The organism is Herbaspirillum lusitanum (assembly GCF_046025995.1).
GTDB lineage: Bacteria > Pseudomonadota > Gammaproteobacteria > Burkholderiales > Burkholderiaceae_D > Herbaspirillum > Herbaspirillum lusitanum_A.
In genome coordinates this window covers 622,264-648,078 of record NZ_JAQQFM010000001.1, presented here as the reverse complement: position 1 = coordinate 648,078, position 25,815 = coordinate 622,264, and the positions used below count along the sequence as shown (strand labels likewise).

The window sequence follows — 25,815 nt, the reverse complement described above, 5'->3', positions numbered from 1 at the left end:
CATGCTGGAGATTCTGAACAATTACGGCCTGATCCTGCTGATCGGCGAATATCCGCACGGCCCGCTGGGCGGTCTGGCAATGACGCTGATTCTGGCGGCCTCGGCCTTGCTGCTGTCTTTCCCGCTGGCGATTCTGGTGGGTATTGCACGCACTTCGCCGCTGATTGCGGTGTCGCGGCTGGCGGCGCTCTACGCCAATACCATACGCGGCCTGCCGCTGCTTTTGCTGGTGTTCTGGGCTTACTTCGCGGTGCCCATGCTGTTCGGCAAAAGCGTGAATGCCACGGTGGTGATGCTGGTGGCGCTGATCGTGTATGAGAGCGCCTATCTGGGCGAAATCGTGCGCGCCGGCATCGTCGCCTTGCCGCGCGGCCAGCAGGAAGCGGCGCGCACGCTGGGCATGGGTTACTGGACTACGCTGCGCAAGGTGATTCTGCCGCAGGCGCTGTACAACATGATCCCGAGCATGATGAATCAGTTCGTGGTGGTGGTGAAGAACACTTCGCTGGCCTATGTCATCGGCGTGGATGAACTGACCAATGCCGCGTATCAGGTCAACAGCCAACTGCTGACCAAGCCCTTCGAAGTCTATGCCTTGCTGGCGATGACCTATTTCCTTGTCTGTTTCCTGCTGAGCCGTTCGGTCGAAGCGCTGGAACGACGCATTACCCGCAATCGCCGCAGCCGTCCGGCCTGAGGATACCCATGCTCGAATTTATCCAGATCCAGAAATCCTATGGTGCAACGCGCGTGCTGAGCGATATCTCGGAACGCGTCGAAGCAGGCGAAGTGGTGGTCGTGTGCGGGCCTTCGGGTTCCGGCAAGTCGACGCTGATTCGCACCGTCAACCGGCTGGAAAGCATAGACAGCGGCCGGATCATCGTCAACGGCCAGGATGTGCACGCAGCCGGCAAGGATCTCAACAGCCTGCGCGCCGGCATCGGTTTCGTGTTCCAGCAGTTCAATCTGTTTCCGCATTGCAGTGCGCTGGAAAACGTGATGATGGCGCCGATGTCGGTGCGCGGCACCACACGGGCCGAAGCGCGCGAGCAGGCGCAGGAGTTGCTGGCGCGGGTCGGTCTGGCGCACAAGTCGCAATGTTTTCCCGGCGAGTTGTCGGGCGGTCAGCAACAGCGCGTGGCAATTGCACGCACGCTGGCCATGAAGCCGCCGTTGATTCTGTTCGACGAGCCGACCAGCGCGCTCGACCCGGAAATGGTCGGCGAGGTATTGGCGGTGATGAAGGATCTGGCGCGCCAGGGCATGACCATGGTGTGCGTGACGCATGAAATGGGCTTCGCGCGGGAAGTGGCCGACAAGGTCTGGTTTCTCGACGCCGGCCGGGTGCTGGAACGCGCCACGCCGGAAGCCTTCTTCAACACGCCGCAGCATCCGCGCGCGCAAAAATTTCTGTCGGATACGCATCGCTGAAGCGGCGTGTAAATAAGCGGCAACTGATGGGGTGACAAGCCGTGCGCTGCGCGGTCTCCGTCAATGAAAAGTCCGTAGCAAGTTCAATAACAAGTTCTCGAAAATCGGCCCGGCCTGGCGTCAGGGGCGCTCGCGTCCTTGCGTGTGCATCATGCATGCCGATCGCAGCAGGCAGGCCGGTTGATCTGTGTCGCACACCCCCAACCAAGGAGTACATCATGTCCGATCTGTTTGAAAATCCCATGCATCTGATGGGCTTTGAATTTGTCGAGTTCGCCTCGCCCGTGCCCGGTTTGCTGGAGTCTGTATTCAGCATGATGGGTTTCTCCAAAGTGGCGCGCCATCGTTCCAAGGACGTGACGCTGTTCCGTCAGGGCGGCATCAATTTCATCGTCAACAATGAGCCCGGCAGCGCTGCCGCCTATTTCGCCGCCGAACATGGCCCATCGGCCTGCGGTATGGCGTTTCGCGTGAAAGACTCGCATCAGGCTTATGCGCGCGCGCTGGAGCTGGGTGCGCAGCCGCTCGACATGCCGGTCGGCCCGATGGAACTGCGCCTGCCGGCAATCAAGGGCATAGGTGGTGCGCCGCTGTATCTGATCGATCGGTTTGAAGAAGGCAAATCGATCTATGACATCGACTTTGAATTCATCGAAGGGGTGGATCGCAATCCGCCCGGCGCCGGCCTCCGGGTGATCGATCACCTGACGCACAACGTCTATCGCGGGCGCATGGCGTATTGGGCTGCGTTCTACGAGAAGCTGTTCAACTTCCGCGAGATCCGCTACTTCGACATCAAGGGCGAATACACCGGCCTGACCTCCAAGGCGATGAGCGCGCCGGACGGCAAGATCCGCATTCCCCTGAACGAGGAGTCGTCCAAGGGCGCCGGTCAGATCGAGGAATTCCTGATGCAGTTCAATGGCGAGGGCATCCAGCACATCGCCTTGTCGACCGACGATCTGATCGGCACGCTGGATCAGCTGAGAGCGGCTGGTCTGCCGCTGATGACGGCGCCGCCCGCGACCTACTATGAAATGCTGGAGGGCCGCCTGCCTGGTCACGGCGAAGTGGTGGCGGATCTGCAGGCGCGCGGCATCTTGCTCGACGGCGTGACGCAGGGCGGCCAGCATCGTCTGCTGCTGCAGATTTTTTCCAGCACCATGCTCGGCCCGGTGTTCTTTGAATTCATCCAGCGCAAGGGCGACGAGGGTTTCGGCGAGGGCAATTTCAAGGCGCTGTTCGAATCGATAGAACGCGATCAGATCAAGCGCGGCGTGCTGGCGACCGCGTGACGCATATTTGAGCTGATTTGATCCTGAGTTGATATTCATAGGTTGCACACATCATGTTCAGACACATAGAGCCCTATCCGGGCGATCCGATTCTCACGCTCAACGAAAGTTACTTTGCGGACCCCAGAAGCAACAAGGTCAACCTGAGCATCGGCGTTTATCTCAATGCCGCCGGCAAGATGCCGGTAATGCGCGCCGCGCTGAAGGCCGAGCAGGCCATGTTCGAGCATCTGGGCACGCGCCCCTATCTGCCGATGGAGGGCGATGCCGGCTTTCGCCGCACCGCGTGCGAGCTGATCTTCGGCGCCGACCATGTCGCGCTGCAGGAAGAACGAATTGCCAGTGTGCAGACGCTGGGCGGGTCGGGCGCGCTGAAGGTCGGCGCCGATTTTCTGAAGCGCTATTTTCCGCAAGCCGGCATCTGGGTCAGTGACCCGACCTGGGACAATCATCACGGCATCTTTGCCGGCGCCGGACTGCCGGTGGGTTTGTATCCCTATTACGATGCGGCCAGCGGCGGTGTCGATTTCGCTGCCATGCTGGATTGTCTGAAGCGCTTGCCGGCGGGCGACATCGTCTTGCTGCACGCCTGCTGCCATAACCCGACCGGCGCCGATCTGAGCGCGGCGCAATGGCGCGCGCTTGCCGTGCTCATGCGTGAACGCGGTTTGCTGGCTTTCTTCGATATGGCCTATCAGGGCTTCGGTGCCGGTGTCGATGCCGATGCTTTTGCGATCCGCCATTTCGCGGAGCAGGGCATTGCACTGCTGGTAGCGAGTTCGTTCTCCAAGAACTTTTCCTTATACGGCGAGCGCTGCGGCGCCTTGAATATCGTGTGCGCCGATGCAAAGCAAGCGGCGACCGTGCTGGGTCAGCTAAAGGCCGGCATCCGCCGTATCTATTCCAGCCCGCCGACGCACGGCGCGCGCATCGTGGCGGCCGTGCTCGGCAGCGATGAGCTGCAGGCCGAATGGCGGGCCGAGCTGGAGACCATGCGGCTGCGCGTAGCCGCCATGCGTCAGGGGCTGCATGAAGTTTTGCGGCAGCGCTGCCCGCAGGCCGATATCGACTACCTGAAGCGGCAGACCGGCATGTTCAGCTTTACCGGATTGAGCGTGCAGCAGGTGCGCAGGCTGCGTGAAGAACATGCGGTGTATCTGGTCGATTCGGGACGCATTTGCCTGGCGGCGCTGACGGAAGAAAACATCACGGTCACGGCGGATGCGATGGCGCAGGTAATGCGCTAGTTCTGCCATCGATGTCCTTGCTGCATGTAAAAAGCCCGCTATGCACATAGCGGGCTTTTTTACTTCGGGCGATCTTGAGTTCAGGTGAGCAGCAAGGGCATGCCCGGATCGCCTTTCTCCATCGCACGCTGATAGCCCGGACGCGCAGCGATGCGTTGCAGGTAAGCCAGAATCGATGGATAGGCGGAGAAATCCTGCGGCAGGAAATAGCGCATGGTGGTCAGCGAGAACACGGTCATGATATCGGCCGCAGTGAAGTCATTGCCGGCCAGAAAATCCGTTTTGCTCAGGCGTTGCTCGACCAGGCCGAGCGCCAGCGCGAGACGCGCTTCGGTCGCGACGCGCGGGCCGTTATCCTCGGCCGGATTCAGACGCAGCAAGGTCATCAGGCGCGCCATGATGGATTGCAGGTTGCCGTTCGAAAAATGGAACCAGTAAAGGTAGGTGGCGTAGTCGGGGTGATCCGGCGGAACAGCCAGCTTGCCGCCGCCGTGCTTGTTGATGAGGTATTCGACAATCGCGGCGGACTCCGCCAGCACCAGATCGCCGTCATTGATCACGGGCGCTGCGCCCAGCGGATGCAGGGCTTTGTATTCCGGCGGCGCAAGCATGTTCGAGGCCAGCCTTTCATAGCGCTTCAGGGTGTAGGGGAGTTCGAGTTCTTCGCACAGCCAGACGATGCGTTCCGACTGGGATTTGCCGAGATGGTGGACAGTAAGCATGGGAAGAATGGATGCCAGAGAAAGGCAGAGTTGAGGTGGTCTCAGCTTAACCTGAAATGACTGATATTGCCCGGAGCGGGCCGGGCTGAAGCGCTTGCGGCGTTGTGCCTGGGCTGTTATTTCCGCCCGTTTTCCTTGTTTTTTGAGCTGAATCTTGCCGTTGGGCACCGATTTCGCCCCGATTCTGTGGCTATTTGAATCGGCTCAGGTTTTTCCTGATGAAGTTCGGCAGTGGGCTAGGGAAGGCCCTGATTCAACAAAGTGCTGTCAAAAATTAAAGTGTGTCCATACCCGCTGCAAACAAGTTCTCGCAAGGGGCGAGATCGGGAAGCCGGTGATGAGTCAGATACCTTAGGGAGAATAAAATGTTTTTTGCCAAGAAAAATCGCTTTGTCTGTGCTTCCGCCGCTGCTCTGCTGCTGGCTACCAGCGCTCCGACTTTCGCCGCGACTGCAACCGGCTCCCTGATCATCAGCGCCTCGGTGCTGGCCTCCTGCACCGTGGTGGGTTCCACCATCGCCTTCGGCGCCTACAGCTCGACCCAGGTCGATCAGACCGGCAACATCGCTGTGATCTGCACCAACGGCACCACTTACAACGTCGGCCTGGATGCCGGTGCAGGCACCGGCGCCAGCACTACCGTGCGCAAGATGACCGGCAGCGGCGGCGGCACACTGAACTACGCGCTGTATCGCGATTCGGGCCGCACCAACAACTGGGGTTCGACCATCGGCACCGATACCCAGGCCGGCACCGGCAGCGGTCTGGTTCAGAACCTGACGGTCTACGGTCGTATCGCTTCGGCACAGACACCGCTGGCAGGTACTTACTCGGATACCGTGACTGTCACGCTGACTTACTGATCGACCGCAAGGCACAATAAAAAGCCCGCTCAGTGCAACTGAGCGGGCTTTTTTCATGGGCGAATATTTTTTCTCAATGCTGGATCAGCGCATGCCGCGATAGGCCGACCATGCGACCAGCAGCCATGCGGCGAGAAAGGCTGCGCCGCCGATGGGAGTGATGGCGCCGAGGATGCGGGTGCCGGTCAGGGCCAGCACGTAGAGACTGCCGCTGAAGATGACGATGCCGATCAGCATCAGATTGCCGGCCCAGTTCAGTGCGGCGCCGCCGAATTTCGGCATCAGCAGCGCGACCGCGATCATGCCCAGCGCATGCATGACCTGATAGGTGACGGCGGTGTGCCAGACGCTCAGCATTTCTTCGCTCAGCATCTTCTTCAGGCCGTGCGCACCGAAGGCACCGGCAGCGACGGCGATGAACATATTGATTGAGCCCAGCAGCACCAGAATGCGTTCGTTCATGATGAATCCAAAGTCGGAAAAGCGCCTATTCTAGTCGGCTTTTGCTGCCGGCTGACATGCGTGGCGGCGGATCAGTCTTATCAGATCAAATGCGGCGGAATTTGCGTGAGGTGCCATGAGCCACGACGTCGCTGTTCAATCCAGATCCTGAAATTCTTCCTGCGGCAGGGCTTCATAGGCAGTCGACATGATGGAGGCGTCGTTGCCGCAACTGCGCGACGAGGCTTTGCCGTTCTTGTCGCGCACCACCACGCCTGAGCTGAACTGCGGATTATTGGGACCCTTGCCGAAGCCGGTGCGTATGGTGCGGTCAAACAGGGTGTATTCGACGTCGCCGTTCTTGAAGCGGATGTGTGCTTCGCCGCCGCCTGAGTAGCCGGTCGAGCTGAAGAAGAAATGCCCGGCGGCGGGTTGCGGCGTGTCCGGATACTGCAGTTCTATTTTTTTCTGCGTGCCGAAACGATATTGCAGCGTGCCACCTTTTTCCGAGAAATCACGGGAAGCGCACAGTGACAGCAGCTTGCCTTTGGTGCTGCATTGGAACAGCGGTTTTTCGCCGGGCAGGCAGAGATTGGCCGTCGCAGGAGCGGCAATGGCAGCACCGGCAGCGGCCATTGAAAAAATGGCAAAGGCGGTCACACGAAATGAGATCGATGGCATGGCGATGATGGGAAATCGGAGAATGCGGAGCTGCCAGCATAGTCGAAATCAGGCCCGATTGCGTAGCGTCGCATCTGCGGTGCAGTTCAGCGCAGGTAGCCGTTCTTTCTCAGCTTGAAGTCGTGTTCCAGCACGATGCGTGTAGTGGCGATCATGCCGCTCAGACCCAGCACCAGTTGCGTCAGCTTGTCGTCGGCCATGAGCCACACGCTGCCCGCAGGCGGCGCCACGCCGCTGGCAGCGCTGATGACGGGCGTCACCCATGAGGCTTCTTCGCTGACATCAAGCAGCACATTGCCTTCCGAGGTCGTGTGCAGATATATTTCCCCGCCCAGCTCCAGCGCGAAGCAGATGCCTTGGCCTACCGGATTGGCCTTGCCGCGTTTCCACACCACCGCCTGCAGATCGCGGTTGTAGCTGTCGATCCAGGCTTCGACGTCATAGGTCGTCTGCAAGACGATCCACGGCCGCGGGCCCGGCTCCGGAATGGCGGCGTTGTCTTGCGAGTCTGGCGAATCCTGATCGGACATGATGTGGCGGTGAGCTGCGGTGTGTGAATGATGAGGAGGACGATGGCACTTGTCTGCATGCCAAACCTGAGCGTACTTGATACTGCGAAACGCGAGGTCAATGCAGGGCGCATTGTGGCATGAAGCGGCCGTGTTCGTGAAAGACGTTTCGCTTTGAATATGGATACGATCAGCGCTTGAGTGTGCCCCCGGTTTGCCTGCATTTTGCCTGGCGTTGAAGAGTGCAAAAAGACGGCTCGGCATGCCGACCTCGAAAACAGTGCGTGCAAAATGCACAAGCAGAAAACAGAAAAGGGCTCCAATTGCTTGGAACCCTTTTATGCATTGCTGAATTTCTGGTAGGCCGTGCGGGACTCGAACCTGCGACCAACGGATTAAAAGTCCGCTGCTCTACCAACTGAGCTAACGACCCGAAAGACCGCTATTATATGCAAGCTTTATTCGGCCTGTCAAACATCATGGCCAATAAATTACCGCAGCATCTGCATGCTGCGGTTTTCCTGCAAATTGCGAAGCGTTCGTGAGCCGTATTTGTGAACCGGCGATCCGGCTTATTTCAGTTGCGTCAGCCTATCCTTGCCGGTTTGTGCGGCAGTGGTGCCGGGGTACTTGGAGATCAGTGCTTCCAGCGTTTTCTTGGCGGCCGCCTTATCCTTCAGTTCCACTTGCGAGCTGGCGATGTTGAGCATCGCGTCTGCCGCTTTCGGATTGTCCGGATAATTTTTTACAACGTTTTGCTGGGCTGTGATCGCGCCCTTGTAATCACGTTGGGCGTACAGCGAATTACCCATCCAGTATTGCGCCGAGGCGGCATAGCCGGATTGTGGATAACGCTTGATGAAGTCGCCGAAAGCATTGCCTGCTCCCTTGTAGTCGCCGCCCTTGAATTGTGCGAGCGCGGCATCGTAGGTCTGCTGCTCGGAAATGGCGACGCTGACTTCCTTGCCGTCGACGTTGACCTGTTGCGGCTCAAGCTTGCGCAGGCGGGCATCCAGATCAACGTAAAAATCTTTTTGGCGCTGTTGCGCATTGCTGACTTCATTGCTGAGCACTTCGATCTGGCCGCGCAGTTGCGAAATCTGGCGTTCCAGATTGTCGTTGCGGTCGGACAGCGAGAGCACGCTGTTCTTGTCGGCCTTGTTGGTCATGTCGCGCTGCAACGCTTCGATCTTGGAACGGATGTCCAGAATCGCCTTGCGTGCCTCGTCGTCATCGAACATGCCGGCGTGTGCAGTGAATGGCAGATAAGCCGCGACGGCCAGCAAGGCCGTCGCAGTTACCGATTTCAGAGTGGGTTTGAAAACGGTGCGCATGCTGATTATTGGTAAGCGATATCAGCGCGGCGGTTTTCAGAGTAGGACGATTCGTCGCTGCCCAGTGCCTTCGGCTTTTCCTTGCCGAACGAAACTGCCTCGACTTGTGCATCCGACACGCCCAGCAGGACCAGCGCCTTGCGGACTGCTTCTGCACGCTTCTGACCCAGTGCCAGGTTGTACTCTGCGCCGCCGCGATCATCGGTGTTGCCTTGGACGATCACTTTACGATCCTTGTGTGCGACCAGGTACTTGGCGTGGTTCTCGACGACAGGGCGGAACTCGTCCTTGACGGTGTAGCTGTCATAGTCGAAATAGATGCTGCGCTTTGCCAGGACGCCTTGCGGATCGTTCAGCGGGTCGGTGGAACCGGCGTTGACGGTGCCGACGGCACGTGGGTCTGCACCCATGCCGGCGCCTGCACGGTTTTCAACCGGTGCGTTCTTGTCGTCCAGCTTGGTGGACGAGCATGCAGCCAGCAGAACGGCGCTGGAAACGATGAGTGCGAAGGTGCTGATAGTGCGCATTTGGATTACTCCTAGTTGTCGTGATGAATGTTAATAATGGTTATTTCATGAACGGACCCCAGGTAGGCTCCCTGATATCACCTACCTGCGTTGTAATGCGTTGTTTTACGCGACCATCAACTGAAACGATGGCCAGGGATCCGCGACGACCTGCTTCTGTCGCGTACATGATGTATTTGCCGTTGGGGGCAAAACTGGGCGACTCGTCTTTGACGGTATCGGACAGGCGTTGTTCCTGTCCATTGGTCAGGTCCAGCGCATAGAGCTGGAACTTGCCGTCGCGGCGAGAGATGAAGGCCAGCGTCTTGCCGTCGGGCGAAACGCGTGGGCTGATGTTGTAGCTGCCGTTGAAGGTCACGCGCTGTGCGCCGCCGCCGCTGATGCTGGTCTTGTAGATTTGCGGGCCGCCGCTGCGATCACTGGTGAAATAGATGCTGCCGCCGTCAGGCGAGAATTGCGGCTCGGTATCGATGCCGGATGTATTGGTCAGGCGGCGTACGCCGGTGCCGTCGGCATTGATGATGTAGACCTGGGTCAGACCGTCGCGCGTGAGCGCCACCGCCAGGCGCTGGCCGTCAGGCGACCACGACGGCGCCGAATTGCTGCCCTTGAAGTTGGCCACCACGGCGCGTTGACGCGTCACCAGATTCTGAATGTAGATGATCGGCTTCTTGGCTTCGAACGAGACATAGGCAACCTTGCCGCCGTCGGGCGACCAGGATGGCGAGATGATCGGTTCGTTGGAACGCAGCGCAACCTGATTGCCTTCACCGTCGGCATCGGCGACTTCCAGGCGATATTCGCTGCCGGATTTGGTCACGTAGGCAATACGGGTCGAGAAGATGCCGGGGATGCCGGTCAGCTTCTGATAGATGTCATCGGCGATCTTGTGCGCGGTCAGGCGCGCCAGCTGCGGCTGGGTGCCGAAGGACAGCGCCGACAGCTGGCTGGATTTGAGCGTGTCGAACAGGCGATAGCGGACGTCGAAGCGGCCATCGGCCAGACGTTGCACGCCGCCCACCGCCAGCGCATTGGCGCCGCGCTTTTGCCAGTCTTCGTAATTGATGGCCGACGCATCCGACAGCGAATCGCTGTTGTCGATCAGCTTGAAGATGCCGCTGCGCACCAGGTCGGCTTTGACAATGGCGGTAATTTGCTGCGGCATGGCCTCTTCCCCGGGGAAGGCGGCGATCGCGACAGGAATCTGGCTGGCGCCGACACCGGAGATGTCGAAGCGCAGTTGCGCCTGCGATGCCGGAGCGAAGGCGATTCCCACAGAGGCCACTGCAATGCTGGTCAGGTAGCGCATATTTCTCATCATCGTTTACTGATCTTTCGGTCTATGGGTGAATGTGAAGCTACTTGGCACTTTGCCATCCTTGTCCGGCGGGAACGGTTGCGATTTGGTAATCGCCTGCTGCACCGCTTCGTCAAAGCCCGGCAGACCGGACGGCTTGAGTTTGCGGATGGTGCGCACGGTTCCGTCCGGGAACAGTTCGACAGTGTATTCCACCGTCGGGTTTCCGCTCAGATCGCCTGGCACGTCGAATATGGTATTCGAACGGATTTTTGCCTTCAACTTGTTGGTGTAGTCAGGATTGCCCTTCGGCCCCTGCGATTTCTCCGCCGTGCCGGTGCCGCCGCTGCTGCTGGTGGCCTGGCCCATCATGCGCTTCAGATCTTCCTGGCGGCGTTGTTCTGCGGCCTTGGCATCGGCTGCCTGCTTTTTCTTTTCGACAGCTTGCTTCTCGGCATCAGCCTTCTTCTTGGCTTCGTCCTCTTTCTGCTTCTCTTCCTTTTGTTTCTTCAGCTTGTCGGCTTCGAGCTTTTCCTTCTTGAGCTTGTCTTCTTTTTCCTTCTCTTTTTCTTTCTCTTTCTCAAGCTTGGCGCGCTCTTGCTTGTCCTGCTCTTCCTGCAGTTTCTTCTCGCGTTCCTTCTGCGCCTTCAGTTCTTCGGCCTTCTTCTGTTCTTCCTTGCGCTTCTTTTCCTTCTCTTTTTCGAGCGCGATATCGGGCTTCTCGACCGGCGGCTCGTCGATGACCTTGGGCGGAGGAGTGGGCGTCGGCTGAGGCTCAGGCGTCGGTTCCGGCTTGGGCGGCTCCGGCTGAGGTTCCGGTTGCGGCGGCGTCGGCAGCGGGGCGGCTTCGCGCACCTGCGGATCCCAGATTTCGGCTTCCACCGTCAGCGGTGTTTCGTTTTTCCAGTTGATGCCGATCCACAAGAACGCCACCAGGGCGAGGTGAACCACCACTGCCAGCGTAATGGCGCGCCAGCGGCCGGGAGGCCGGGGAATTTTATACGGTGCAGAATCGCTCATATTACTTTGTTGCCAGCCCCACGCGTGCGATGCCTTGCTTCTTGGCTTCGGAAATGACTTGAACCACTTCGTCGTACTTGATTTCCTTGTCGGCCGAGATCATCACCGGCAGATCCGGATTGTCGTTGTGCAAGGCTTGCAGGCGTTCCGACAGATCGGTCTTGCCGGTCACGGTTTCAGCCTTCTTGCCGCCGCCTTTGGGGCCGTTGATGCGGATGGTCGCCTGGGTGTTCGGCTTGAGTGCGATCTCGATGTAGTCGGCCGGCGTCAGCGAGGATTTGCCCGCGGTCGGCAGATTGATCACGCTCGGATTGGTAATCGGCGCTGCCACCATGAAGATGATCAGCAATACCAGCATCACGTCGATGTAAGGCACGACGTTGATCTCCGACTTGAACTTGCGGGTACGGCCCCCGCGCATCGATGGTCCGGACATTAGCGCGCCTGACGTTGCAAGATGTTGGAGAATTCTTCGATGAAGCTTTCGAAGCGGATCGCCAGACGGTCGATGTCGTGCGAGTAGCGGTTGTAAGCAACCACCGCAGGGATCGCAGCGAACAGGCCAATGGCGGTCGCGATCAGCGCTTCGGCGATACCCGGTGCGACGGCAGCCAGCGTGGCCTGCTGTACGTTGCCGAGGCCGCGGAAGGCGTTCATGATGCCCCAGACGGTGCCGAACAGGCCAACGTAAGGCGAGACCGAGCCGACCGATGCGAGGAAGGCCAGGTGCGATTCCAGCGCATCCATTTCGCGCTGGTAAGAAGCGCGCATGGCGCGGCGTGCGCCGTCCAGCAGTTGGCTTGAATCAGCGGTGCCGCCACGGGTGGCGACCGAGGCCTTGGCCTTGTTGAACTCGCCCATGCCGGCCTGGAAGATGCGTTCCAGCGCGCCGCCGTTGCCGCCGGCTTTGCGGCGATTCGACAGCGCGTCCTGATACAGCGCCATCAGATTGCCGCCGGACCAGAACAGGCGTTCGAATTCTTCAGTCTGCGCGCGGGCGCTGCGGATCGCGAACATCTTGCGGAAGATGTAGGTCCAGCTGAATACCGAGGCCGTCAGCAGCAGCAACATCACCAGTTGCACCAGAACGGAGGCGTTGGTGATCAACGCAAAGAAAGATAGATCTTGAGTGACATTCATGAGGGAAAGGTGGCTTTTTCAGAGGTGGTCAATTGTACGAGCAAAGTTTTCTGATTCCCGCGCTGTCCTGTAAAGAGTTTGTGACAGCGCGCTTCATATTCTGGTGATGGTTTGTCTGGTCTCGACCGGGTTTCCGGCATCTGTCGCTTATAGCGTTTCCTTGATCCGATCCAGCATTTCCCCGGGGATCGGACGTGGACGAAAACTATTGGAATCGACGCAGACAACGGTAATCCGGCCGCGCGCGAGCAATGTTGCTTCCTGGCTATCTTCAGCGCCGGGCGCGGGCTGTGCATCATGCGGCCGCGCCACGCGCCAGGCTTCCTGCACGAATTCCATCGACGCGTTGCGGAGCTTTTCGACCACGACGCTCAGTCTGAGTTCATCGTCCAGCCGCGCCGGCGCCAGATAATCGACGGCCGTGCTCTTGACCACGAACATCGCATTCTGGGTTTCGACCAGATGCTGCTGCTGGAAGCCGAAGGCCCGCAGCCACTCGGTGCGCGCGCGTTCAAAGAACTTAAGGTAGTTGGCGTAAAACACCACGCCTCCGGTATCGGTATCCTCGTAGTAGACGCGGATTTTCCATTCGAAGGAGCGACTGTCGGCACTCATGATCTTGTTGTTATTGGGGAGCGGTGAGGAAACTGATTCAGGGATTCGGATTCTGGCTGTTGGTATTGCTGGTTGTGTTGCCTGTATTTCATTTCATGGCGTGCCGCAATCGGGCTACAGCACGCCATTATAAAGGCTTAGCAAAATTATTGCCTTACTGAGTGCGCTTGATGGTGAACGGGCTGAAGCCCTGGCAGGTCGGCATCAGTTCCATGTAGTTGACATTGACGTGCGCCGGCATGGTGGCGACCCAGTAAGCCGCCTCGGCGATGTCTTGCGCGGTGAGCGGCACGGTGCCTTCGTAGACCTTGGCGGCCGAAGCATCATCGCCCTTGAAGCGCACGTTCGAAAACTCGGTGCCGCCGCACAGGCCGGGCGCCAGGTTGGTGGCGCGTACCCCGGTGCCGACCAGATCGGCGCGCAGATTCAGCGTGAACTGATCGACGAACGCCTTGGTCGCGCCATACACGTTGCCGCCCGGATACGGATAGGCGCCGGCGACCGAACCCAGATTGATCACGGTGCCGCGACCGCGTTCGACCATGCCCGGCAGCAGATGATGGGTGATGGTGACCAGACCCTTGACGTTGGTCTCGATCATGGTTTCCCAGTCCGACAGCGCAACTTTGTGCGCCGGTTCCAGGCCCAGCGCCAGACCGGCATTGTTGATCAGGACATCGATTTCCTTCCATTCGCCGCTCAGGCTGGCGATGCCGGAGACGATCGATTCCTTGCTGGTCACATCCAGCACCAGCGGCAGCAGATTGGCGCCCAGTTCCGATGCCAGTGCGTCGAGGCGTTCCTGACGGCGACCGGCCGCGATCACTTTGTGGCCATTTTTGACGAACTTGCGTGCCATTTCCGCGCCGAAGCCAGCGGTTGCTCCTGTAATCAAAACGATCATCTGCAATCTCCTTGTGTGTACGGTGGGGGCGTATGCGATTCTGGGGCGGTGACCGCAGGCGCAGAGCCGATGCTGCAGAAATGCTTCCATCAATGCAATAGCCGGAAATTGTAGCCGAAAGCCACTCTTTGCGATGGCCTGCTCGATAAATTGCTCGTTTTCAAGCCCGGACATGGACTTGAGCAAGTCATTGCGGCGTGCTGTTGCATCGGCACCGCCAGCCTTGCCCAAATCGCCGGGTTTCACTTACAATGCGCTCACCATTTCGTCTCACGTAACTGGCGAACCGCCGGACCTGTTCCGGCCAAGATGGATATCCATCGGGAAGCGTGAGATTTCAATAGCCGTGCGCCTGGGCAGCCGAATGGAAAGAACGACTGAGGCTGCCTGCTATTTTCCCTATTAAATTTCGGCCCTCTTTCGACTTGGAAGCCATTTCGAAGGCGTCTGCATTGCCGCTGCGAAATGGCTCTATTTGCCTTCAGGCGCACCACCAATTGGAGAAACCATGTTTGAAAAAAACCAGACTCTCGCAAAAGTAGACCCGGATCTGTGGGCTGTCATCCAGAAGGAAAACACCCGTCAGCAAGACCACATCGAGCTGATCGCATCCGAAAACTACACCTCGCCGGCCGTGATGGAAGCGCAAGGTTCGCAACTGACCAACAAGTACGCTGAAGGCTATCCCGGCAAGCGTTACTACGGCGGTTGCGAATACGTTGACGTCGCCGAGCAACTGGCGATCGATCGCCTGAAGGCGCTGTTCGGCGCCGAAGCCGCCAATGTGCAGCCGAACTCCGGTTCGCAAGCCAATCAGGGCGTGTTCTTCGCGATGCTGAAGCCGGGCGACACCATCATGGGCATGTCGCTGGCAGAAGGCGGCCACCTGACGCACGGCATGGCATTGAACATGTCCGGCAAGTGGTTCAACGTGGTGTCCTACGGTCTGAACGACAAGGAAGAAATCGATTACGAAGCCATGGAAGCCCTGGCGCGTGAAAAGAAGCCAAAGCTGATCATCGCCGGCGCTTCTGCTTATTCGCTGCGCATCGATTTCGAGCGTTTTGCCAAGATCGCCAAGGAAGTCGGCGCTTACTTCATGGTCGACATGGCGCACTACGCCGGTCTGATCGCAGCGGGCGTTTATCCTAATCCTGTGCCGTTTGCCGACTTCGTCACATCGACCACCCACAAGTCGCTGCGCGGCCCACGCGGCGGCGTGATCCTGATGAAGGCCGAACACGAAAAGGCCATCAACTCGGCGATCTTCCCCGGCATTCAGGGCGGTCCGCTGATGCACGTGATCGCGGCCAAGGCCGTGGCCTTCAAGGAAGCCGCTTCGCCGGAATTCAAGGCCTATCAGCAGCAAGTGGTGAAGAATGCCGACGTGCTGGCCAAGACCCTGATCAAGCGCGGTCTGCGCATCGTTTCCGGCGGCACCGAGTCGCACGTGATGCTGGTGGATCTGCGTCCGAAGAAGCTGACCGGCAAGGAAGCGGAAGCGATCCTGGGTTCGGCGCACATGACCTGCAACAAGAACGGCATCCCTAACGACCCTGAAAAGCCATTCGTGACTTCCGGCGTTCGTCTGGGCAGCCCCGCAATGACCACGCGCGGCTTCAAGGAAGCGGAAGCGGAAAAGGTCGGCAACCTGATCGCCGACGTGCTGGACAATCCGCATGATGCAGCGACCATCGAACGCGTGAAGGCTGAAGTCAAGAAATTGACCGATGCATTCCCGGTCTACGGCGCCTGAAGTCTGTCGTAAGTTGGTGCGATCAGTCCTGCGGCTGATCGTGCCGGCGATTGCAACAAGCGTGGCTGAAGCAGTCGCGAGGCGGCCTTGCCGTCATGAAGCGCCATCCGGCGTCCGCGCGTCACCGCGTTACTGAGACCACACCACGAGCAGCCTCTTGCCAATATGAAGTGCCCATTCTGCAATCACGAAGATACGCCGGTGCTCGACACGCGGGCCTCGGACGAGGGTGATTCGATTCGCCGTCGGCGGCGCTGCGACAATTGCGGCAAGCGATTCACGACTTACGAGCGGATTGAGCTGACGATGCCCGTGATCGTCAAGAAAAACGGTAGCCGTACCGAATTCGATCCCACCAAGCTGCGCGGCAGTCTGATGCTGGCGCTGCGCAAGCGCCCGGTATCGGCCGAAGCGGTCGAGGCGGCGATTCTGAGCATTCAGGAAAAGCTGTTGCAGAGCGGTGCGCGCGAAGTGGTCTCGGGCCAGGTCGGCGAGCTGGTGATGCGCGAACTCAAGCGTCTGGACAAGATTGCCTATATCCGTTTTGCATCGGTGTACAAGAGTTTTGAAGACGTCACCGAGTTTCAGGACGCGATTGCCGAAGTGGGGCCGGAACGCAAGGTTGCCAAGAAGCGCAGCGAGTAATTTGCGGGAGCTGCGTCAAATTAAGCGGCCCGCGTCTCGGCTAAGCAAACCGACTCGTCTGGTCTGAAAATAGCGCGGCTGGTACATGGCGAGCCGCCAGCAAAGCTCTTCTGCCAGTTCAGGCGCGCCGCGTGAATTGCGGCACCTATCAAACACCCGGCCAAGCAGTCGAGGGAAGCGAGCGGGCATAAAAAAACGGCTGCATTTCTGCAGCCGTTTTCTTTGAAACTAGTCCCGCCTGTGCCGCTGTGCCGGCATCCTGAACCTGACGGTTCAAGTCGGCGGTGGTTAATTCAATTTCGGGTTCATCGGACTAGCGACGATCACGCCCATCAAACAGATCCACAACCTATGCTCGTAAATGGTTCAAGGAATATATGGCAATCGCGAACACGGCAGGAGAACGAAGTCTAACCCATTCGCGCACCAAGTCCAATACTCGTTTCAAAAATAATCGAATGATTTTGTAACCGGCTGCGACATACACATGTGTTTTTTGCGCATCTGTATCAGTACAAATAAATAATCAACTTTTGCAGCTTTTCAGCTTGCATTTTCCGGTGCGAAGGAAATGAAAAACGGCCATGTGAATGGCCGTTTTTTTGTGCGCTGTCGAGCTGTTGTTCACAACATGCTGACGCACATTTAGTGTGCCTGCCCGATGCAGCAGTGAATGCTTTCAGAACAAATTTTCTTGCGGCGCCAGGGCCTGATCCACGACAGAATTGATGTTGGCTATCTGTTGCTTCCATTCCGCGATGGTGAGGCCGGCGAAGGGGCCGTCCGACTGTTGCGAAGATAGCAATTCCGCAGCAATGCCCAGCGCCGCCATGACCGCGATACGGTCGGTGCCTTTAACACGGCCGGCGTCGCGGATGGCGCACATCTTCTGATCCAGATAGCTGATCGCGTGATGCAGCGCGGCCTGTTCGCCTTCCTTGCACGCCAGCGTGTAGGACTGGCCCATGATGGATGCCTGCAGCTGAATCATGCTGTTTCCTCTTCAGTGGTTTCAAGCGGCGGCGCCACCGGCAGTTTCTCCAGCACGGCAGAGACGCGCTCGTGCGCGGCATCGATGCGGCGTTGCAGATCTGCATTCTGATCGGTCAGGCTGACCACATTGCGGCGCAGGCTGGCATTCTCGCTGCGCAAAGATTGCGCCAGCAAGGCGAGTTGCGAGACTTTCTCGGAGAGTTGTTGAAATTCGTTGCTCATGTCTGAACGTGGTCGCTTGAAAAGTCTGGAACGAAAACCTGTAAAGATTCGCGCAATTATATGCTGTTGCTCGGCTTCGGACACCATATGTCCGGATTCGGTTGCAAGGCAATGTGTAAGTTTTTGCGACTGAGGGTCGGCGGCAGAGTGAAGCCGACAGCAGGGCGGGAGGCAAAGCCGGTGTTGCAAAGAGCTGCAAGGTACCGTGCTCAAGGCAAACAGACAAGGCGTAAAGGTAAAGGCCGCACATGGCGGATAACTGCGAATGGAGCGGTATCGCCGATGCGGCTCAGCGCAGTCATGTTGCAAGAATGAAAAAGTCGGCAGACGTTTTCAGCGGTGCGGCTTGAATCAGCGGTTTCTGGTGAACGGATTACATCGCGCGAAAAAGAAAACGGCCCGGAGTCGACTATGCGGGCTGTTTTCCTTTCAGCGATGCCGTATGTGGCTAAGCGCCTGCCACACGTCGTTGCAACAGGCTCTGTTGCAGCACGAAGTCATCGAAGGCATTCAGCAGCGGATGATATTTGGCGCTATCTTTTTCCAGTTGCATCAAGGCATAGCAGCCGGCTTCCAGTGTCGACAGCTGTTCCGGCTTGTGCGACTTTCGGATCAGATATTGCGACACCGGCGTATTGCGCAGACTCAGGCGAGGCAGCGTGCGCAACAGCGCATTTTCGTAAATCATTTTGCGGCTCTTGCGCCAGGTGCCGTCCAGAATCACCAGCCGCAAAGGCATCGGGCCGTCTTCTTCGCTTTGCATGGCGTGCAGGTCCTGAGCGGCGAATGGCTGCGCATCCGGATCGCTGGCATCCATCGGATACAGCAGCACCGGTTGAATCGCCTTGCTGGCTTTGGCGGACACGCCCGGCAAAGTCGACGGCGCATGCAGCAGATTGTGCAATTCCGATTCGTCGAAAGTCTCGCCGCTGACGATCTTGCTGTGCGGCAGGCAGAGATGCAGCAGACGCGCGCTGTTCTTGGCGTTATGCACTTCCAGCGGATGCTGCAGGATGAGTACATCGCAGGCATGCGCAACGTGGGTGACCAGGCTGCAGATGCAGGTGCTCAGAGGACGCAGGCAACTGTTGCAACTGGGGCGGCGATTGGCGAACAGATCGTTGGAAATGATATTCATCGTCCGCTCTCCCCGGAGTTGAATGAATGAAGGATGAAGGATGGCGTTTGAAGTCCGGTGGCCCGGCGCGCTTGTGTGCGGTTCAGCATGCGATTCTGGTCTTCTATGGTGGATGACGGCGAATAGTTCAGCATTCAGGTGCAGCAGGCTTGCTTGAAACAAGCGGCCGAGTTGCCGGGCGGCGCGCAGTTCATTAGATTGGAGCGGCGCGCTGTCGCCGTCAATCGTTATGCTGCGAAGCTTATTTCAATGATTTTCGTTGCGTGGACCGATGTTATTTTATTTGTGTCATTCGGTTTCCTGCTTCGGCGCGCGGGGGATGATAGTCGACCTCAGGTGTCAATGCCGCTCGCGGCCTGACCCGTCGGACGCTCGACGTGCATCAGGATTTCTGTCGCAGCGGATCGAGCAACTGACGCAGCGCGTTGTGATCAAGCTCATACATCAGCGCCAGCAATTTGCCGAGTTCACCCGCCGGAAAACCTTCGCGCGCAAACCAGCCCAGATAATGACCGGGCAGATCGGCCAGCAGTCGTCCCTTATATTTTCCGTAAGGCATGGTGCGGGTGACCAGCATTTGCAATGCTTCTGGATTCATGTCGTTTCTCGTTTCACGTCGGCATATTAAATCAGCTTGGGCTGGCTTGCCTGATCTGACGGCCGTAGTATGAAGCGGACTGCAGCGCCGCCTATAATCCTTCTGATAATTCTCCATCAAGGATCAGGCTGAAATCCGAATCTGCCGGCCGCGCTTGTGTCCTGATTTTCTTTCAGGCGGCATGTTCTCCTGCCATTTCTCTCGGCGCATCATTCAGATCAGCTATCTCCCGCTTAATGAAATCGTCTTCCAAAAAATCGCCCGCTGCCGCCCTTAAAAAAAGCAGCGCCCGCATCTTGCCGACGGATGATCCGCAGCCGCAGCCGCCGCGTCAGCCGGAATTCGAAGACTGCTGCAACGGCGGATGCGATCCCTGTATTTTCGATCTTTATGAGCAGGCGATGGATCGCTATCGGGTTCAGTTGGCGGCCTGGGAGTTGCAACAGGCCAAACTGAAGCCCTAGTTTTTGCATCGGTATGGATGCAGGCAATGTTTTGAGGAATAGATGTTTCCTCTTGGAAATTTCTCCGATCTAGAAACCGGATGTGTCACGTCTTGGTCACAATCGCCGTGTATGTTGAGCCAGCATTTTTCCCGCGCCAAACTGTGCGGCACGCTCCGGCAAGTATCCCGAGCCGTGTCTGCCCTGATGCGCTGCATGGTTTTTTTGTTAATGAGGACATGATGAATAGCGAAGAACTGGTAAGGCGCATTCACCGCGAACTGGCCGACAGCTACGACGAAGAGATGGAGCTGGAAATCGAAGATCGCGATATCGATCCGGATACCGGCGCGGTGTCCGATTTGCGCACCGATGACGAGAAGGAATATCGCCGGCGCTATTTCCGTGAACTGTTTCGTCTGCAAGGCGAGCTGGTCAAGCTGCAGGACTGGGTGGTGCAGACCGGCCACAAAGTGGTGATTCTGTTCGAGGGCCGCGATGCCGCGGGCAAGGGCGGCGTCATCAAGCGTATCACCCAGCGCCTCAACCCGCGTGTGTGCCGGGTGGCGGCATTACCGGCGCCGAATGACAGAGAACGCACGCAATGGTATTTCCAGCGCTACGTGTCGCATCTGCCGGCAGCCGGAGAGATCGTGCTGTTCGATCGCAGCTGGTACAACCGCGCCGGCGTCGAACGCGTCATGGGTTTCTGTAGCGACGATCAATACGAAGAATTTTTCCGCTCGGTGCCCGAGTTCGAACGCATGCTGACGCGTGCCGGCATCCAGGTCATCAAGTACTGGTTTTCGATCACCGATGATGAGCAGCACATGCGCTTCCTCAGCCGCATTCACGACCCGCTCAAGCAGTGGAAGCTCAGCCCCATGGATCTGGAGTCGCGCCGCCGCTGGGAGGAGTACACCAAGGCCAAGGAAATCATGCTGGAGCGCACGCATATTCCAGAAGCGCCATGGTGGGTGGTGCAGGCGGTGGACAAGAAGAAGGCGCGTCTGAACTGCATTCACCATCTGCTGAACCAGATGCCCTATGCCGAAATCGAGCACGCGCCGATTGCGCTGCCGGACCGCGAGCGTCACGACGATTATTCGCGTCGTCCGGTGCCGGACGATATCGTTGTACCGGAGATTTACTGAGGCGTGATGCCGGCTTGTATGCCGGGCATGCCATCGGTAACGAAAGGCAGGCGGAAATAAAAAAGGACGCTCAGGCGTCCTTTTTTATGTGCTGATGCATGCAATCGTCTTGCGGGCTCAGTCGAAATTGCGCTTGATCACATCTTCAAACGCCTGTTCGGCCGACATGCCCTTGAGCATCAGGCCGCTGATTTCTTCCGAATGCAGATTGATGCCTTCCGGCAGCATGTGGCGATTGGCCTTGAAGTAAGCGTACTTTTCGGAATCGATGGCTTCCTTCGCACGCGCGGCTGCAGTGACCGGACGGGCGCCGCTACTCGCGCTGCGCGGGGTGCTGCTGCGCGCTGCACGCGGTGCTGCGGTACGTGAGCCGCCGCTGGCGATGATGCGCTTGATCTGTTCCAGCGTGTAGACCGGTGTGGTGTTGCCTTGCGCGAACTCCTGCTCTTCTGCGCGGTGCAGGTGATGATTGGCGTCAAAGGCCATTTTCTTGTCGAAGCTGTTGATCACTTCGTAGTGCGGCTTCTGGCCGGAACCGACCAGCGAAAATTGCACCCGGTCGCCATAGCTGTCCATCTGCCCGGTGACGCCCTTCAGATATTCCGGCTTCAGTCCTTCAACATTGCCGACCCAACGCTTGGTTTTGCTTGAATTCAAATCAGTCTTTCAATGAAGCATGCACAGCATTGCGGAGGAATGAGGCGGCAATGCGATGCGGGATTTAAAACGGTGAACTGCCATTATCCTCTTATGGCGAGCATCTTGCATCATTCGTTACATCATCTACGTCAAAAAAATTGGCTGAAAAAGCAGCTTGCGGCGTGTTTCAGGGCGCTGCGGGTAGGTCTGCACGCAGGCATGGATCAATTTTTTTAATGCCAAAATAGCAATTACGTGCGCCAGTCCTGTCTGCTCAGGCTTGCTCGCCCTGCTCAAAGATGCACTGCGGCAAATGTGAGTTGAAAAACCTCGCCTCTGCCAGATATAGAGGGACAGCGACTCTGCAGTCGTCCGACGGTCATCCGGATTTCGTTTCGCGCTGCATCGTTTCCGCAACCTCATCAAGCACTCAACAAGAAAGAAAGGCGATCATGCCGTCTCGCTTCAGTATCACCATCGTTTTGACGATACTCGCCGCGCTGCATGCGTGGATAGGCTGGCAACTGCTTCCTGCCCTCAGCCCCGACGCCGGCTGGATCGCGGTGGGTGCGTTGCTGTTGCTGGTATCGGTGATTCTGATCCCGACCGCCATGCTGGCGCCTTACCTGAAGAAGCAAGGCATGCCGGAACGGCGCGCCGATCGTCTGGCCTGGGCCGGCATGCTGGCCATGGGCGCTTTCTCATCCCTGTTGTTGCTGACGCTGCTGCGCATGATCCTGCTGTGGCTGGTGCCGCTGTTCGAGCTCGCACCTCTGCAGGCGATGCATCTGGCGGAAGTCAGCGCCTGGATGGTGCTCACGCTGGCGACTGCGGCCACCGTGATCGGCTTTCTGAACGCGCGCCGGCTGGCGGCAGTGGTCGAGGTGCAGGTGCCGATCAAGGGGCTGCCGGTCGAGCTGGAAGATTTCACGATCGTCCAGATCAGCGACATCCACGTCGGCCCGACCATCAAGCGCTCCTATCTGCAGGCGATTGTCGATCGCGTCAATGGTCTGAACGCCGATGTGGTGGCGATCACCGGCGATCTGGTTGACGGCAGCGTGCTGCAACTCGCCGCGCACACCGCGCCTCTGGCGCAATTGCAGGCGCGTCATGGTGCCTACTTCGTCACCGGCAATCATGAGTACTACTCGAATGCGCCTGAGTGGATCGCCGAGGTGCGCCGACTCGGGCTGACCGTGCTGATGAATGAGCATGTGGTGCTCAATCACGGCGGCGCCGATCTGGTGCTGGCCGGCGTGACCGACTACACCGCGCATCATTTCGACATGGCGCAAAAGAGTGATCCGCAGGCGGCGATCAAGGATGCGCCCGGGGGCAGTCCTAAGATTTTGCTGGCGCATCAGCCACGTTCGGCTTCGGCGGCGGAGGCGGCCGGCTTTGACTTGCAGTTGTCGGGCCATACGCATGGCGGGCAGTTTTTCCCCTGGAGTTTGTTTGTGCCTTTGCAGCAGCCGTATGTGGCGGGCTTGAACCGTTTGAAGAATCTTTGGATTTATACGAGCCGGGGGACTGGGTATTGGGGGCCGCCCAAGCGTTTGCTGGCGCCTTCGGAGATTACGCGCCTGAGGCTGGTGCGGGGCTGATGTTTCGCTTTTTGCTTTTTTGAAGCCTCGTCTTGTGGGACGGGGCTTTTTTCTTGGCGCTGGTTTTTCTTCGGACCGTAAGCGCCTTGTTTCTCAGCCTCGACATTCGCACTGTCAAAGATACAAAGCTTCCTGCTGTCTTTGCGCGCGCCGTATCGCTTGCGGCGGGTAGCCGAACACACGCAGAAATGCGCGGCGCATGCGTTCGGGGTCGTCGAAGCCGACTGCGCGGGCGATGTTTTCCAGCGATTCTTCTCCCGCTTCCACGCGCGGTCTTGCCGCTTCGGCGCGCAGTTTTTCTATGGCTTTGGCCGGGGTCTGGCCGGTCTCGGCGCTGAAGGCGCGGTCGAACTGGCGGCGGCTGAGGCAGGCGATTTCCGCCAGGCGGTCTGCAGTGAGCACTTCGTGCAGATGGCTGCGCGCGTAGCTCAGCGCTTCGCGGATGCGGCCCGAGGGCGGGTCCATTTCCAGCAGGTTGGAAAACTGCGACTGGCCGCCCGGACGGCGGTGATACACCACCAGTTCGCGCGCCACCGCACGCGCCAGTTCCACACCCAGGTCTTCTTCGATCAAGGCCAGCGCCAGGTCGATGCCGGCGGTGATGCCGGCCGAGGTCCAGACCTGGCCGTCCTTGATGAAGATCTTGTCGCTGTCGACCTGCACCAGCGGATGCATGCGCTGCAGGCGTGCGGCCATGCGCCAGTGGGTGGTGGCGCGCTTGCCGTCGAGCAGGCCGGCGGCGGCCAGCACGAAGGCGCCGGTGCAGACGCTGGCCACGCGCCTGGCCAGGCCGGCGGCGTGACGGGTGTAGTCGAGCAGGGTGTCCGACAGCACCCCTTCGCGCGGGCCGGCGCCGCCGGCGATGATCAGCGTGTCTAGCGCCGAGCGGTCCAGCGGATGGGTGACGACGGCGGTGCCGGAAGCGCTTTCCAGCATGCCACCTTGCTCCGACATCACGCGCAACTGATACGGCCGTTGTGCCGAACCGGCGCCTGAGCGTTCCAGGCTGATGCGGTTGGCGACGTCGAAGGCGGTCAGCGGGCCGGTGAAGTCGAGCAGGCTGCAATCGAGGAACAGCAGAAATCCGATCTTGCGCATGGCGGCTCCGGTGGTTTGAGTAGCGTGTTGTCTGAAAACGAGGTTTTTATGTCATTTTGGACGGATAGTTGCACGCCACACTCTGCCTGTCAAATCAACAGGAGCAGTCTCATGAGCAGCAGCGCGCAACAGATTCCGGCCCTGGGCATGCCGGCCCGCGACAGCCATCGCTGGAAGATTCTCGGCATCGGCGTGCTGGCCAACGCCAGTTTTTCCGCAGCCTTCGCCGGCATTCCGGTCACCGCCATCGTCATGCGCACCGATTATCGGCTGGACAACGCCCAGCTCGGTCTGGCGCTCGGCTCGCTGGGCTTGGGCGTGGCCGTCAGCGAACTGCCCTGGGGTGTGCTGACCGACCGCTGGGGCGACCGCAAGGTCTTGCTGTGCGGTCTGATGCTGACCGCGCTGGCGCTGCTGGCGCTGGCCTTGTTTGCTGCGCCCGGCGCCGGCGTGATTCCGCCGATGTGGTTGCTGGCCGCAGGCTTGCTGGCGGTCGGTCTGCTCGGTGGCAGCGTCAACGGTTCCAGCGGACGCGCCGTGATGGGCTGGTTTCGCGAGGGTGAGCGTGGATTGGCGATGAGCATCCGGCAGACTGCGGTGCCGGTCGGCGGCGGCGTCGGCGCCGTGCTGTTGCCGGCGCTGGCGGCTGCGCATGGCTTTGCAGCGGTGTACAGCCTGCTGGCCGCGTTCTGTCTGCTCAGCGCCTGCATGGCCTGGCTCTGGCTGCATGAGCCGCCTGCAACGGCATCGGCCGAGCCGGCAACATCGGACGAGGCGCCAAGCGCCTTGCGCGACATCAAGGTCTGGCGCGTGGCGATGGCGATCGGGATTCTGTGTTTTCCGCAGGTCTCGGTGCTGACCTTTGCCACCATCTTTCTGCACGACGTCGGTCACGCCGGCCTGGCGCTGATCAGCAGCACCATGGCGGCAATCCAGATCGGCGCGGCGCTGATGCGGGTATGGAGCGGTCGCTGGACCGACCGCCACGGCAATCGCCGCAGCTATCTGCGCAGTTGCGCTGCGCTGAGCGTGCTGCTGTTCGTGGTTTTGGGCGCATTGGCGGCAGCGGCGCCGGCCAACTGGCCGCAATGGATGCAGGTCTTGATCGTGCTGACGCTGATCGCCGGCGGCATCTGCTCCTCGGCATGGCACGGGGTGGGCTACACCGAGCTGGCGACGCTGGCCGGCGCACCTCAGGTCGGCACCGCGCTGGGATTGGGCAATACCTGCGTGTTTCTGGTGTTCTTTCTGGCGGCGCAGCTAGTGCCGGCTTTGCTGGCATGGCAATCCTGGTGGGCGGTATGGCTGGCCGGCGCGGTCGGGGCCTTGATAGCGTGGCCGATCTTTTTGACGCCCTTGAAACCCTTGAAGACGACTGGCAGATAAGGAAATCGAGGACAAATAGTCAGCGCCGTCGCGGGCGCTGCAGTCAAACATGCGTAAAATTCCGAACGGCAGAATTTGCAGCATTCGTGTTGCAAGTGATGCGAAGCTTC

At 59.0% G+C, this 25,815-nt stretch carries 30 protein-coding genes, 1 tRNA gene, 1 other RNA gene and 1 riboswitch; of the genes, 12 read left to right on the top strand and 20 right to left on the bottom strand.

Features of this window, described 5'->3' with window-relative positions; genetic code table 11:
* The first annotated feature begins 1 nt into the window (after position 1).
* The 4 genes from PQR62_RS02950 to PQR62_RS02935 all read left to right on the top strand — a co-directional run bounded on the left by PQR62_RS02950 (position 2) and on the right by PQR62_RS02935 (position 3,973).
* Positions 2 to 697 (top strand): amino acid ABC transporter permease, encoded by a 696-nt coding sequence (locus tag PQR62_RS02950; RefSeq protein WP_408154597.1) that lies wholly within the window; start codon positions 2 to 4, stop codon positions 695 to 697.
* 8 nt (positions 698 to 705) lie between these two features.
* Entirely contained in the window at positions 706 to 1,431 is a 726-nt protein-coding gene (locus PQR62_RS02945) for an amino acid ABC transporter ATP-binding protein (RefSeq protein ID WP_408154595.1), read from the top strand.
* 218 nt (positions 1,432 to 1,649) lie between these two features.
* Entirely contained in the window at positions 1,650 to 2,726 is a 1,077-nt protein-coding gene (hppD, locus tag PQR62_RS02940; RefSeq protein ID WP_408154593.1) for a 4-hydroxyphenylpyruvate dioxygenase, read from the top strand.
* Between the two features lie 53 nt (positions 2,727 to 2,779).
* Positions 2,780 to 3,973: an amino acid aminotransferase gene (locus PQR62_RS02935; protein WP_408154591.1), complete on the top strand. Its 1,194-nt coding sequence runs from the start codon at positions 2,780 to 2,782 to the stop codon at positions 3,971 to 3,973.
* A gap of 80 nt (positions 3,974 to 4,053) precedes the next feature.
* On the opposite strand, the gene PQR62_RS02930 is transcribed toward PQR62_RS02935, so the two are convergent.
* Positions 4,054 to 4,695, bottom strand: a complete 642-nt coding sequence (locus PQR62_RS02930) for a glutathione S-transferase family protein (protein ID WP_408154589.1) — start codon at positions 4,693 to 4,695, stop codon at positions 4,054 to 4,056.
* Between the two features lie 365 nt (positions 4,696 to 5,060).
* Here PQR62_RS02930 and PQR62_RS02925 point away from each other — a divergent pair, with 365 nt between their 5' ends.
* Positions 5,061 to 5,558, top strand: a complete 498-nt coding sequence (locus tag PQR62_RS02925; RefSeq protein WP_408154587.1) for a Csu type fimbrial protein — start codon at positions 5,061 to 5,063, stop codon at positions 5,556 to 5,558.
* Between the two features lie 84 nt (positions 5,559 to 5,642).
* On the opposite strand, the gene PQR62_RS02920 is transcribed toward PQR62_RS02925, so the two are convergent.
* The 12 genes from PQR62_RS02920 to PQR62_RS02865 form a co-directional block, all read right to left on the bottom strand.
* Positions 5,643 to 6,020 carry a DUF423 domain-containing protein gene (locus tag PQR62_RS02920; RefSeq protein ID WP_408154585.1) on the bottom strand — a complete coding sequence of 126 codons (378 nt, stop codon included), beginning with the start codon at positions 6,018 to 6,020 and terminating at the stop codon, positions 5,643 to 5,645.
* Between the two features lie 135 nt (positions 6,021 to 6,155).
* Entirely contained in the window at positions 6,156 to 6,680 is a 525-nt protein-coding gene (locus PQR62_RS02915) for a hypothetical protein (RefSeq protein ID WP_408154583.1), read from the bottom strand.
* Positions 6,681 to 6,766: 86 nt separating this feature from the next.
* Entirely contained in the window at positions 6,767 to 7,210 is a 444-nt protein-coding gene (locus tag PQR62_RS02910) for a hypothetical protein (RefSeq protein WP_408154581.1), read from the bottom strand.
* A gap of 336 nt (positions 7,211 to 7,546) precedes the next feature.
* Positions 7,547 to 7,622: transfer RNA gene (locus PQR62_RS02905), tRNA-Lys, on the bottom strand.
* Positions 7,623 to 7,761: 139 nt separating this feature from the next.
* Positions 7,762 to 8,523, bottom strand: a complete 762-nt coding sequence (gene ybgF / locus PQR62_RS02900; protein WP_408154579.1) for a tol-pal system protein YbgF — start codon at positions 8,521 to 8,523, stop codon at positions 7,762 to 7,764.
* Between the two features lie 5 nt (positions 8,524 to 8,528).
* Positions 8,529 to 9,050, bottom strand: coding sequence for a peptidoglycan-associated lipoprotein Pal (gene pal, locus PQR62_RS02895; RefSeq protein WP_408154577.1), 522 nt, complete (start codon positions 9,048 to 9,050; stop codon positions 8,529 to 8,531).
* Positions 9,051 to 9,090: 40 nt separating this feature from the next.
* Positions 9,091 to 10,368 carry a Tol-Pal system beta propeller repeat protein TolB gene (gene tolB, locus PQR62_RS02890; RefSeq protein ID WP_408154705.1) on the bottom strand — a complete coding sequence of 426 codons (1,278 nt, stop codon included), beginning with the start codon at positions 10,366 to 10,368 and terminating at the stop codon, positions 9,091 to 9,093.
* Positions 10,369 to 10,374: 6 nt separating this feature from the next.
* The gene (gene tolA / locus PQR62_RS02885; protein WP_408154575.1) at positions 10,375 to 11,367 is read right to left on the bottom strand and encodes a cell envelope integrity protein TolA; all 993 of its coding nucleotides are present in this window, start codon (positions 11,365 to 11,367) and stop codon (positions 10,375 to 10,377) included.
* A gap of 1 nt (position 11,368) precedes the next feature.
* Positions 11,369 to 11,803, bottom strand: coding sequence for an ExbD/TolR family protein (locus PQR62_RS02880; RefSeq protein ID WP_408154573.1), 435 nt, complete (start codon positions 11,801 to 11,803; stop codon positions 11,369 to 11,371).
* Positions 11,803 to 12,507 carry a protein TolQ gene (gene tolQ, locus PQR62_RS02875; RefSeq protein ID WP_408154571.1) on the bottom strand — a complete coding sequence of 235 codons (705 nt, stop codon included), beginning with the start codon at positions 12,505 to 12,507 and terminating at the stop codon, positions 11,803 to 11,805. Before tolQ ends, PQR62_RS02880 begins: the two co-directional genes overlap by 1 nt.
* Positions 12,508 to 12,654: 147 nt before the next feature.
* Positions 12,655 to 13,122 (bottom strand): tol-pal system-associated acyl-CoA thioesterase, encoded by a 468-nt coding sequence (locus tag PQR62_RS02870; protein ID WP_408154569.1) that lies wholly within the window; start codon positions 13,120 to 13,122, stop codon positions 12,655 to 12,657.
* A gap of 154 nt (positions 13,123 to 13,276) precedes the next feature.
* Positions 13,277 to 14,026 carry an SDR family oxidoreductase gene (locus PQR62_RS02865; protein WP_408154567.1) on the bottom strand — a complete coding sequence of 250 codons (750 nt, stop codon included), beginning with the start codon at positions 14,024 to 14,026 and terminating at the stop codon, positions 13,277 to 13,279.
* A 264-nt stretch (positions 14,027 to 14,290) separates the two neighbouring features.
* Positions 14,291 to 14,391: riboswitch (ZMP/ZTP riboswitch) on the top strand.
* A 143-nt stretch (positions 14,392 to 14,534) separates the two neighbouring features.
* Here PQR62_RS02865 and glyA point away from each other — a divergent pair.
* Complete coding sequence (gene glyA / locus PQR62_RS02860) at positions 14,535 to 15,782, top strand: serine hydroxymethyltransferase (RefSeq protein WP_408154565.1); 1,248 nt, start codon at positions 14,535 to 14,537, stop codon at positions 15,780 to 15,782.
* A gap of 165 nt (positions 15,783 to 15,947) precedes the next feature.
* Positions 15,948 to 16,427 (top strand): transcriptional regulator NrdR, encoded by a 480-nt coding sequence (gene nrdR / locus PQR62_RS02855; protein ID WP_408154563.1) that lies wholly within the window; start codon positions 15,948 to 15,950, stop codon positions 16,425 to 16,427.
* A 227-nt stretch (positions 16,428 to 16,654) separates the two neighbouring features.
* On the opposite strand, the gene ssrS is transcribed toward nrdR, so the two are convergent.
* The 4 genes from ssrS to PQR62_RS02835 form a co-directional block, all read right to left on the bottom strand.
* A non-coding RNA gene (ssrS, locus tag PQR62_RS02850) (6S RNA) lies at positions 16,655 to 16,832 on the bottom strand.
* 274 nt (positions 16,833 to 17,106) lie between these two features.
* Positions 17,107 to 17,418, bottom strand: a complete 312-nt coding sequence (locus PQR62_RS02845; RefSeq protein ID WP_408154561.1) for a cell division protein ZapA — start codon at positions 17,416 to 17,418, stop codon at positions 17,107 to 17,109.
* Entirely contained in the window at positions 17,415 to 17,642 is a 228-nt protein-coding gene (locus tag PQR62_RS02840; protein ID WP_408154559.1) for a DUF904 domain-containing protein, read from the bottom strand. The genes PQR62_RS02845 and PQR62_RS02840 overlap by 4 nt, the downstream gene beginning before the upstream one ends.
* Before the next feature lie 448 nt (positions 17,643 to 18,090).
* The gene (locus tag PQR62_RS02835; protein ID WP_408154557.1) at positions 18,091 to 18,780 is read right to left on the bottom strand and encodes a tRNA-uridine aminocarboxypropyltransferase; all 690 of its coding nucleotides are present in this window, start codon (positions 18,778 to 18,780) and stop codon (positions 18,091 to 18,093) included.
* Positions 18,781 to 18,933: 153 nt separating this feature from the next.
* Between PQR62_RS02835 and PQR62_RS02830 the strand changes: the two genes are divergently transcribed.
* Positions 18,934 to 19,140 (top strand): hypothetical protein, encoded by a 207-nt coding sequence (locus tag PQR62_RS02830; protein WP_408154555.1) that lies wholly within the window; start codon positions 18,934 to 18,936, stop codon positions 19,138 to 19,140.
* Positions 19,141 to 19,162: 22 nt separating this feature from the next.
* Here PQR62_RS02830 and PQR62_RS02825 read toward each other — a convergent pair whose 3' ends face one another.
* Positions 19,163 to 19,378 carry a DUF3820 family protein gene (locus PQR62_RS02825; protein WP_408154553.1) on the bottom strand — a complete coding sequence of 72 codons (216 nt, stop codon included), beginning with the start codon at positions 19,376 to 19,378 and terminating at the stop codon, positions 19,163 to 19,165.
* Between the two features lie 236 nt (positions 19,379 to 19,614).
* Between PQR62_RS02825 and PQR62_RS02820 the strand changes: the two genes are divergently transcribed.
* Positions 19,615 to 19,842 carry an oxidoreductase-like domain-containing protein gene (locus PQR62_RS02820; protein WP_408154551.1) on the top strand — a complete coding sequence of 76 codons (228 nt, stop codon included), beginning with the start codon at positions 19,615 to 19,617 and terminating at the stop codon, positions 19,840 to 19,842.
* A 221-nt stretch (positions 19,843 to 20,063) separates the two neighbouring features.
* Positions 20,064 to 20,975 (top strand): polyphosphate kinase 2, encoded by a 912-nt coding sequence (gene ppk2 / locus PQR62_RS02815; protein WP_408154703.1) that lies wholly within the window; start codon positions 20,064 to 20,066, stop codon positions 20,973 to 20,975.
* Between the two features lie 117 nt (positions 20,976 to 21,092).
* Here the strand turns inward: ppk2 and PQR62_RS02810 are convergent, their stop codons facing one another.
* The gene (locus tag PQR62_RS02810; RefSeq protein WP_408154549.1) at positions 21,093 to 21,632 is read right to left on the bottom strand and encodes a hypothetical protein; all 540 of its coding nucleotides are present in this window, start codon (positions 21,630 to 21,632) and stop codon (positions 21,093 to 21,095) included.
* Positions 21,633 to 22,066: 434 nt separating this feature from the next.
* Here PQR62_RS02810 and PQR62_RS02805 point away from each other — a divergent pair, with 434 nt between their 5' ends.
* Positions 22,067 to 23,221, top strand: coding sequence for a metallophosphoesterase (locus PQR62_RS02805; protein ID WP_408154547.1), 1,155 nt, complete (start codon positions 22,067 to 22,069; stop codon positions 23,219 to 23,221).
* A 114-nt stretch (positions 23,222 to 23,335) separates the two neighbouring features.
* Here PQR62_RS02805 and PQR62_RS02800 read toward each other — a convergent pair whose 3' ends face one another.
* Positions 23,336 to 24,319, bottom strand: a complete 984-nt coding sequence (locus PQR62_RS02800; RefSeq protein WP_408154545.1) for a GlxA family transcriptional regulator — start codon at positions 24,317 to 24,319, stop codon at positions 23,336 to 23,338.
* A 111-nt stretch (positions 24,320 to 24,430) separates the two neighbouring features.
* Between PQR62_RS02800 and PQR62_RS02795 the strand changes: the two genes are divergently transcribed.
* On the top strand, positions 24,431 to 25,705 hold the full coding sequence (locus PQR62_RS02795; protein ID WP_408154543.1) for an MFS transporter: 1,275 nt from the start codon (positions 24,431 to 24,433) through the stop codon (positions 25,703 to 25,705).
* Positions 25,706 to 25,815 lie beyond the last annotated feature (110 nt).

Bases quoted from the DNA above. Each gene is read 5' to 3' on its own strand.
- PQR62_RS02950 (WP_408154597.1), top strand. From the start codon at position 2: ATGCTGGAGATTCTGAACAATTACGGCCTGATCCTGCTGATCGGCGAA.
- PQR62_RS02945 (WP_408154595.1), top strand. From the start codon at position 706: ATGCTCGAATTTATCCAGATCCAGAAATCCTATGGTGCAACGCGCGTG.
- hppD (WP_408154593.1), top strand. From the start codon at position 1,650: ATGTCCGATCTGTTTGAAAATCCCATGCATCTGATGGGCTTTGAATTT.
- PQR62_RS02935 (WP_408154591.1), top strand. From the start codon at position 2,780: ATGTTCAGACACATAGAGCCCTATCCGGGCGATCCGATTCTCACGCTC.
- PQR62_RS02930 (WP_408154589.1), bottom strand. From the start codon at position 4,695: ATGCTTACTGTCCACCATCTCGGCAAATCCCAGTCGGAACGCATCGTC.
- PQR62_RS02925 (WP_408154587.1), top strand. From the start codon at position 5,061: ATGTTTTTTGCCAAGAAAAATCGCTTTGTCTGTGCTTCCGCCGCTGCT.
- PQR62_RS02920 (WP_408154585.1), bottom strand. From the start codon at position 6,020: ATGAACGAACGCATTCTGGTGCTGCTGGGCTCAATCAATATGTTCATC.
- PQR62_RS02915 (WP_408154583.1), bottom strand. From the start codon at position 6,680: ATGCCATCGATCTCATTTCGTGTGACCGCCTTTGCCATTTTTTCAATG.
- PQR62_RS02910 (WP_408154581.1), bottom strand. From the start codon at position 7,210: ATGTCCGATCAGGATTCGCCAGACTCGCAAGACAACGCCGCCATTCCG.
- ybgF (WP_408154579.1), bottom strand. From the start codon at position 8,523: ATGCGCACCGTTTTCAAACCCACTCTGAAATCGGTAACTGCGACGGCC.
- pal (WP_408154577.1), bottom strand. From the start codon at position 9,050: ATGCGCACTATCAGCACCTTCGCACTCATCGTTTCCAGCGCCGTTCTG.
- tolB (WP_408154705.1), bottom strand. From the start codon at position 10,368: ATGAGAAATATGCGCTACCTGACCAGCATTGCAGTGGCCTCTGTGGGA.
- tolA (WP_408154575.1), bottom strand. From the start codon at position 11,367: ATGAGCGATTCTGCACCGTATAAAATTCCCCGGCCTCCCGGCCGCTGG.
- PQR62_RS02880 (WP_408154573.1), bottom strand. From the start codon at position 11,803: ATGTCCGGACCATCGATGCGCGGGGGCCGTACCCGCAAGTTCAAGTCG.
- tolQ (WP_408154571.1), bottom strand. From the start codon at position 12,507: ATGAATGTCACTCAAGATCTATCTTTCTTTGCGTTGATCACCAACGCC.
- PQR62_RS02870 (WP_408154569.1), bottom strand. From the start codon at position 13,122: ATGAGTGCCGACAGTCGCTCCTTCGAATGGAAAATCCGCGTCTACTAC.
- PQR62_RS02865 (WP_408154567.1), bottom strand. From the start codon at position 14,026: ATGATCGTTTTGATTACAGGAGCAACCGCTGGCTTCGGCGCGGAAATG.
- glyA (WP_408154565.1), top strand. From the start codon at position 14,535: ATGTTTGAAAAAAACCAGACTCTCGCAAAAGTAGACCCGGATCTGTGG.
- nrdR (WP_408154563.1), top strand. From the start codon at position 15,948: ATGAAGTGCCCATTCTGCAATCACGAAGATACGCCGGTGCTCGACACG.
- PQR62_RS02845 (WP_408154561.1), bottom strand. From the start codon at position 17,418: ATGATTCAGCTGCAGGCATCCATCATGGGCCAGTCCTACACGCTGGCG.
- PQR62_RS02840 (WP_408154559.1), bottom strand. From the start codon at position 17,642: ATGAGCAACGAATTTCAACAACTCTCCGAGAAAGTCTCGCAACTCGCC.
- PQR62_RS02835 (WP_408154557.1), bottom strand. From the start codon at position 18,780: ATGAATATCATTTCCAACGATCTGTTCGCCAATCGCCGCCCCAGTTGC.
- PQR62_RS02825 (WP_408154553.1), bottom strand. From the start codon at position 19,378: ATGAATCCAGAAGCATTGCAAATGCTGGTCACCCGCACCATGCCTTAC.
- PQR62_RS02820 (WP_408154551.1), top strand. From the start codon at position 19,615: ATGAAATCGTCTTCCAAAAAATCGCCCGCTGCCGCCCTTAAAAAAAGC.
- ppk2 (WP_408154703.1), top strand. From the start codon at position 20,064: ATGAATAGCGAAGAACTGGTAAGGCGCATTCACCGCGAACTGGCCGAC.
- PQR62_RS02805 (WP_408154547.1), top strand. From the start codon at position 22,067: ATGCCGTCTCGCTTCAGTATCACCATCGTTTTGACGATACTCGCCGCG.
- PQR62_RS02800 (WP_408154545.1), bottom strand. From the start codon at position 24,319: ATGCGCAAGATCGGATTTCTGCTGTTCCTCGATTGCAGCCTGCTCGAC.
- PQR62_RS02795 (WP_408154543.1), top strand. From the start codon at position 24,431: ATGAGCAGCAGCGCGCAACAGATTCCGGCCCTGGGCATGCCGGCCCGC.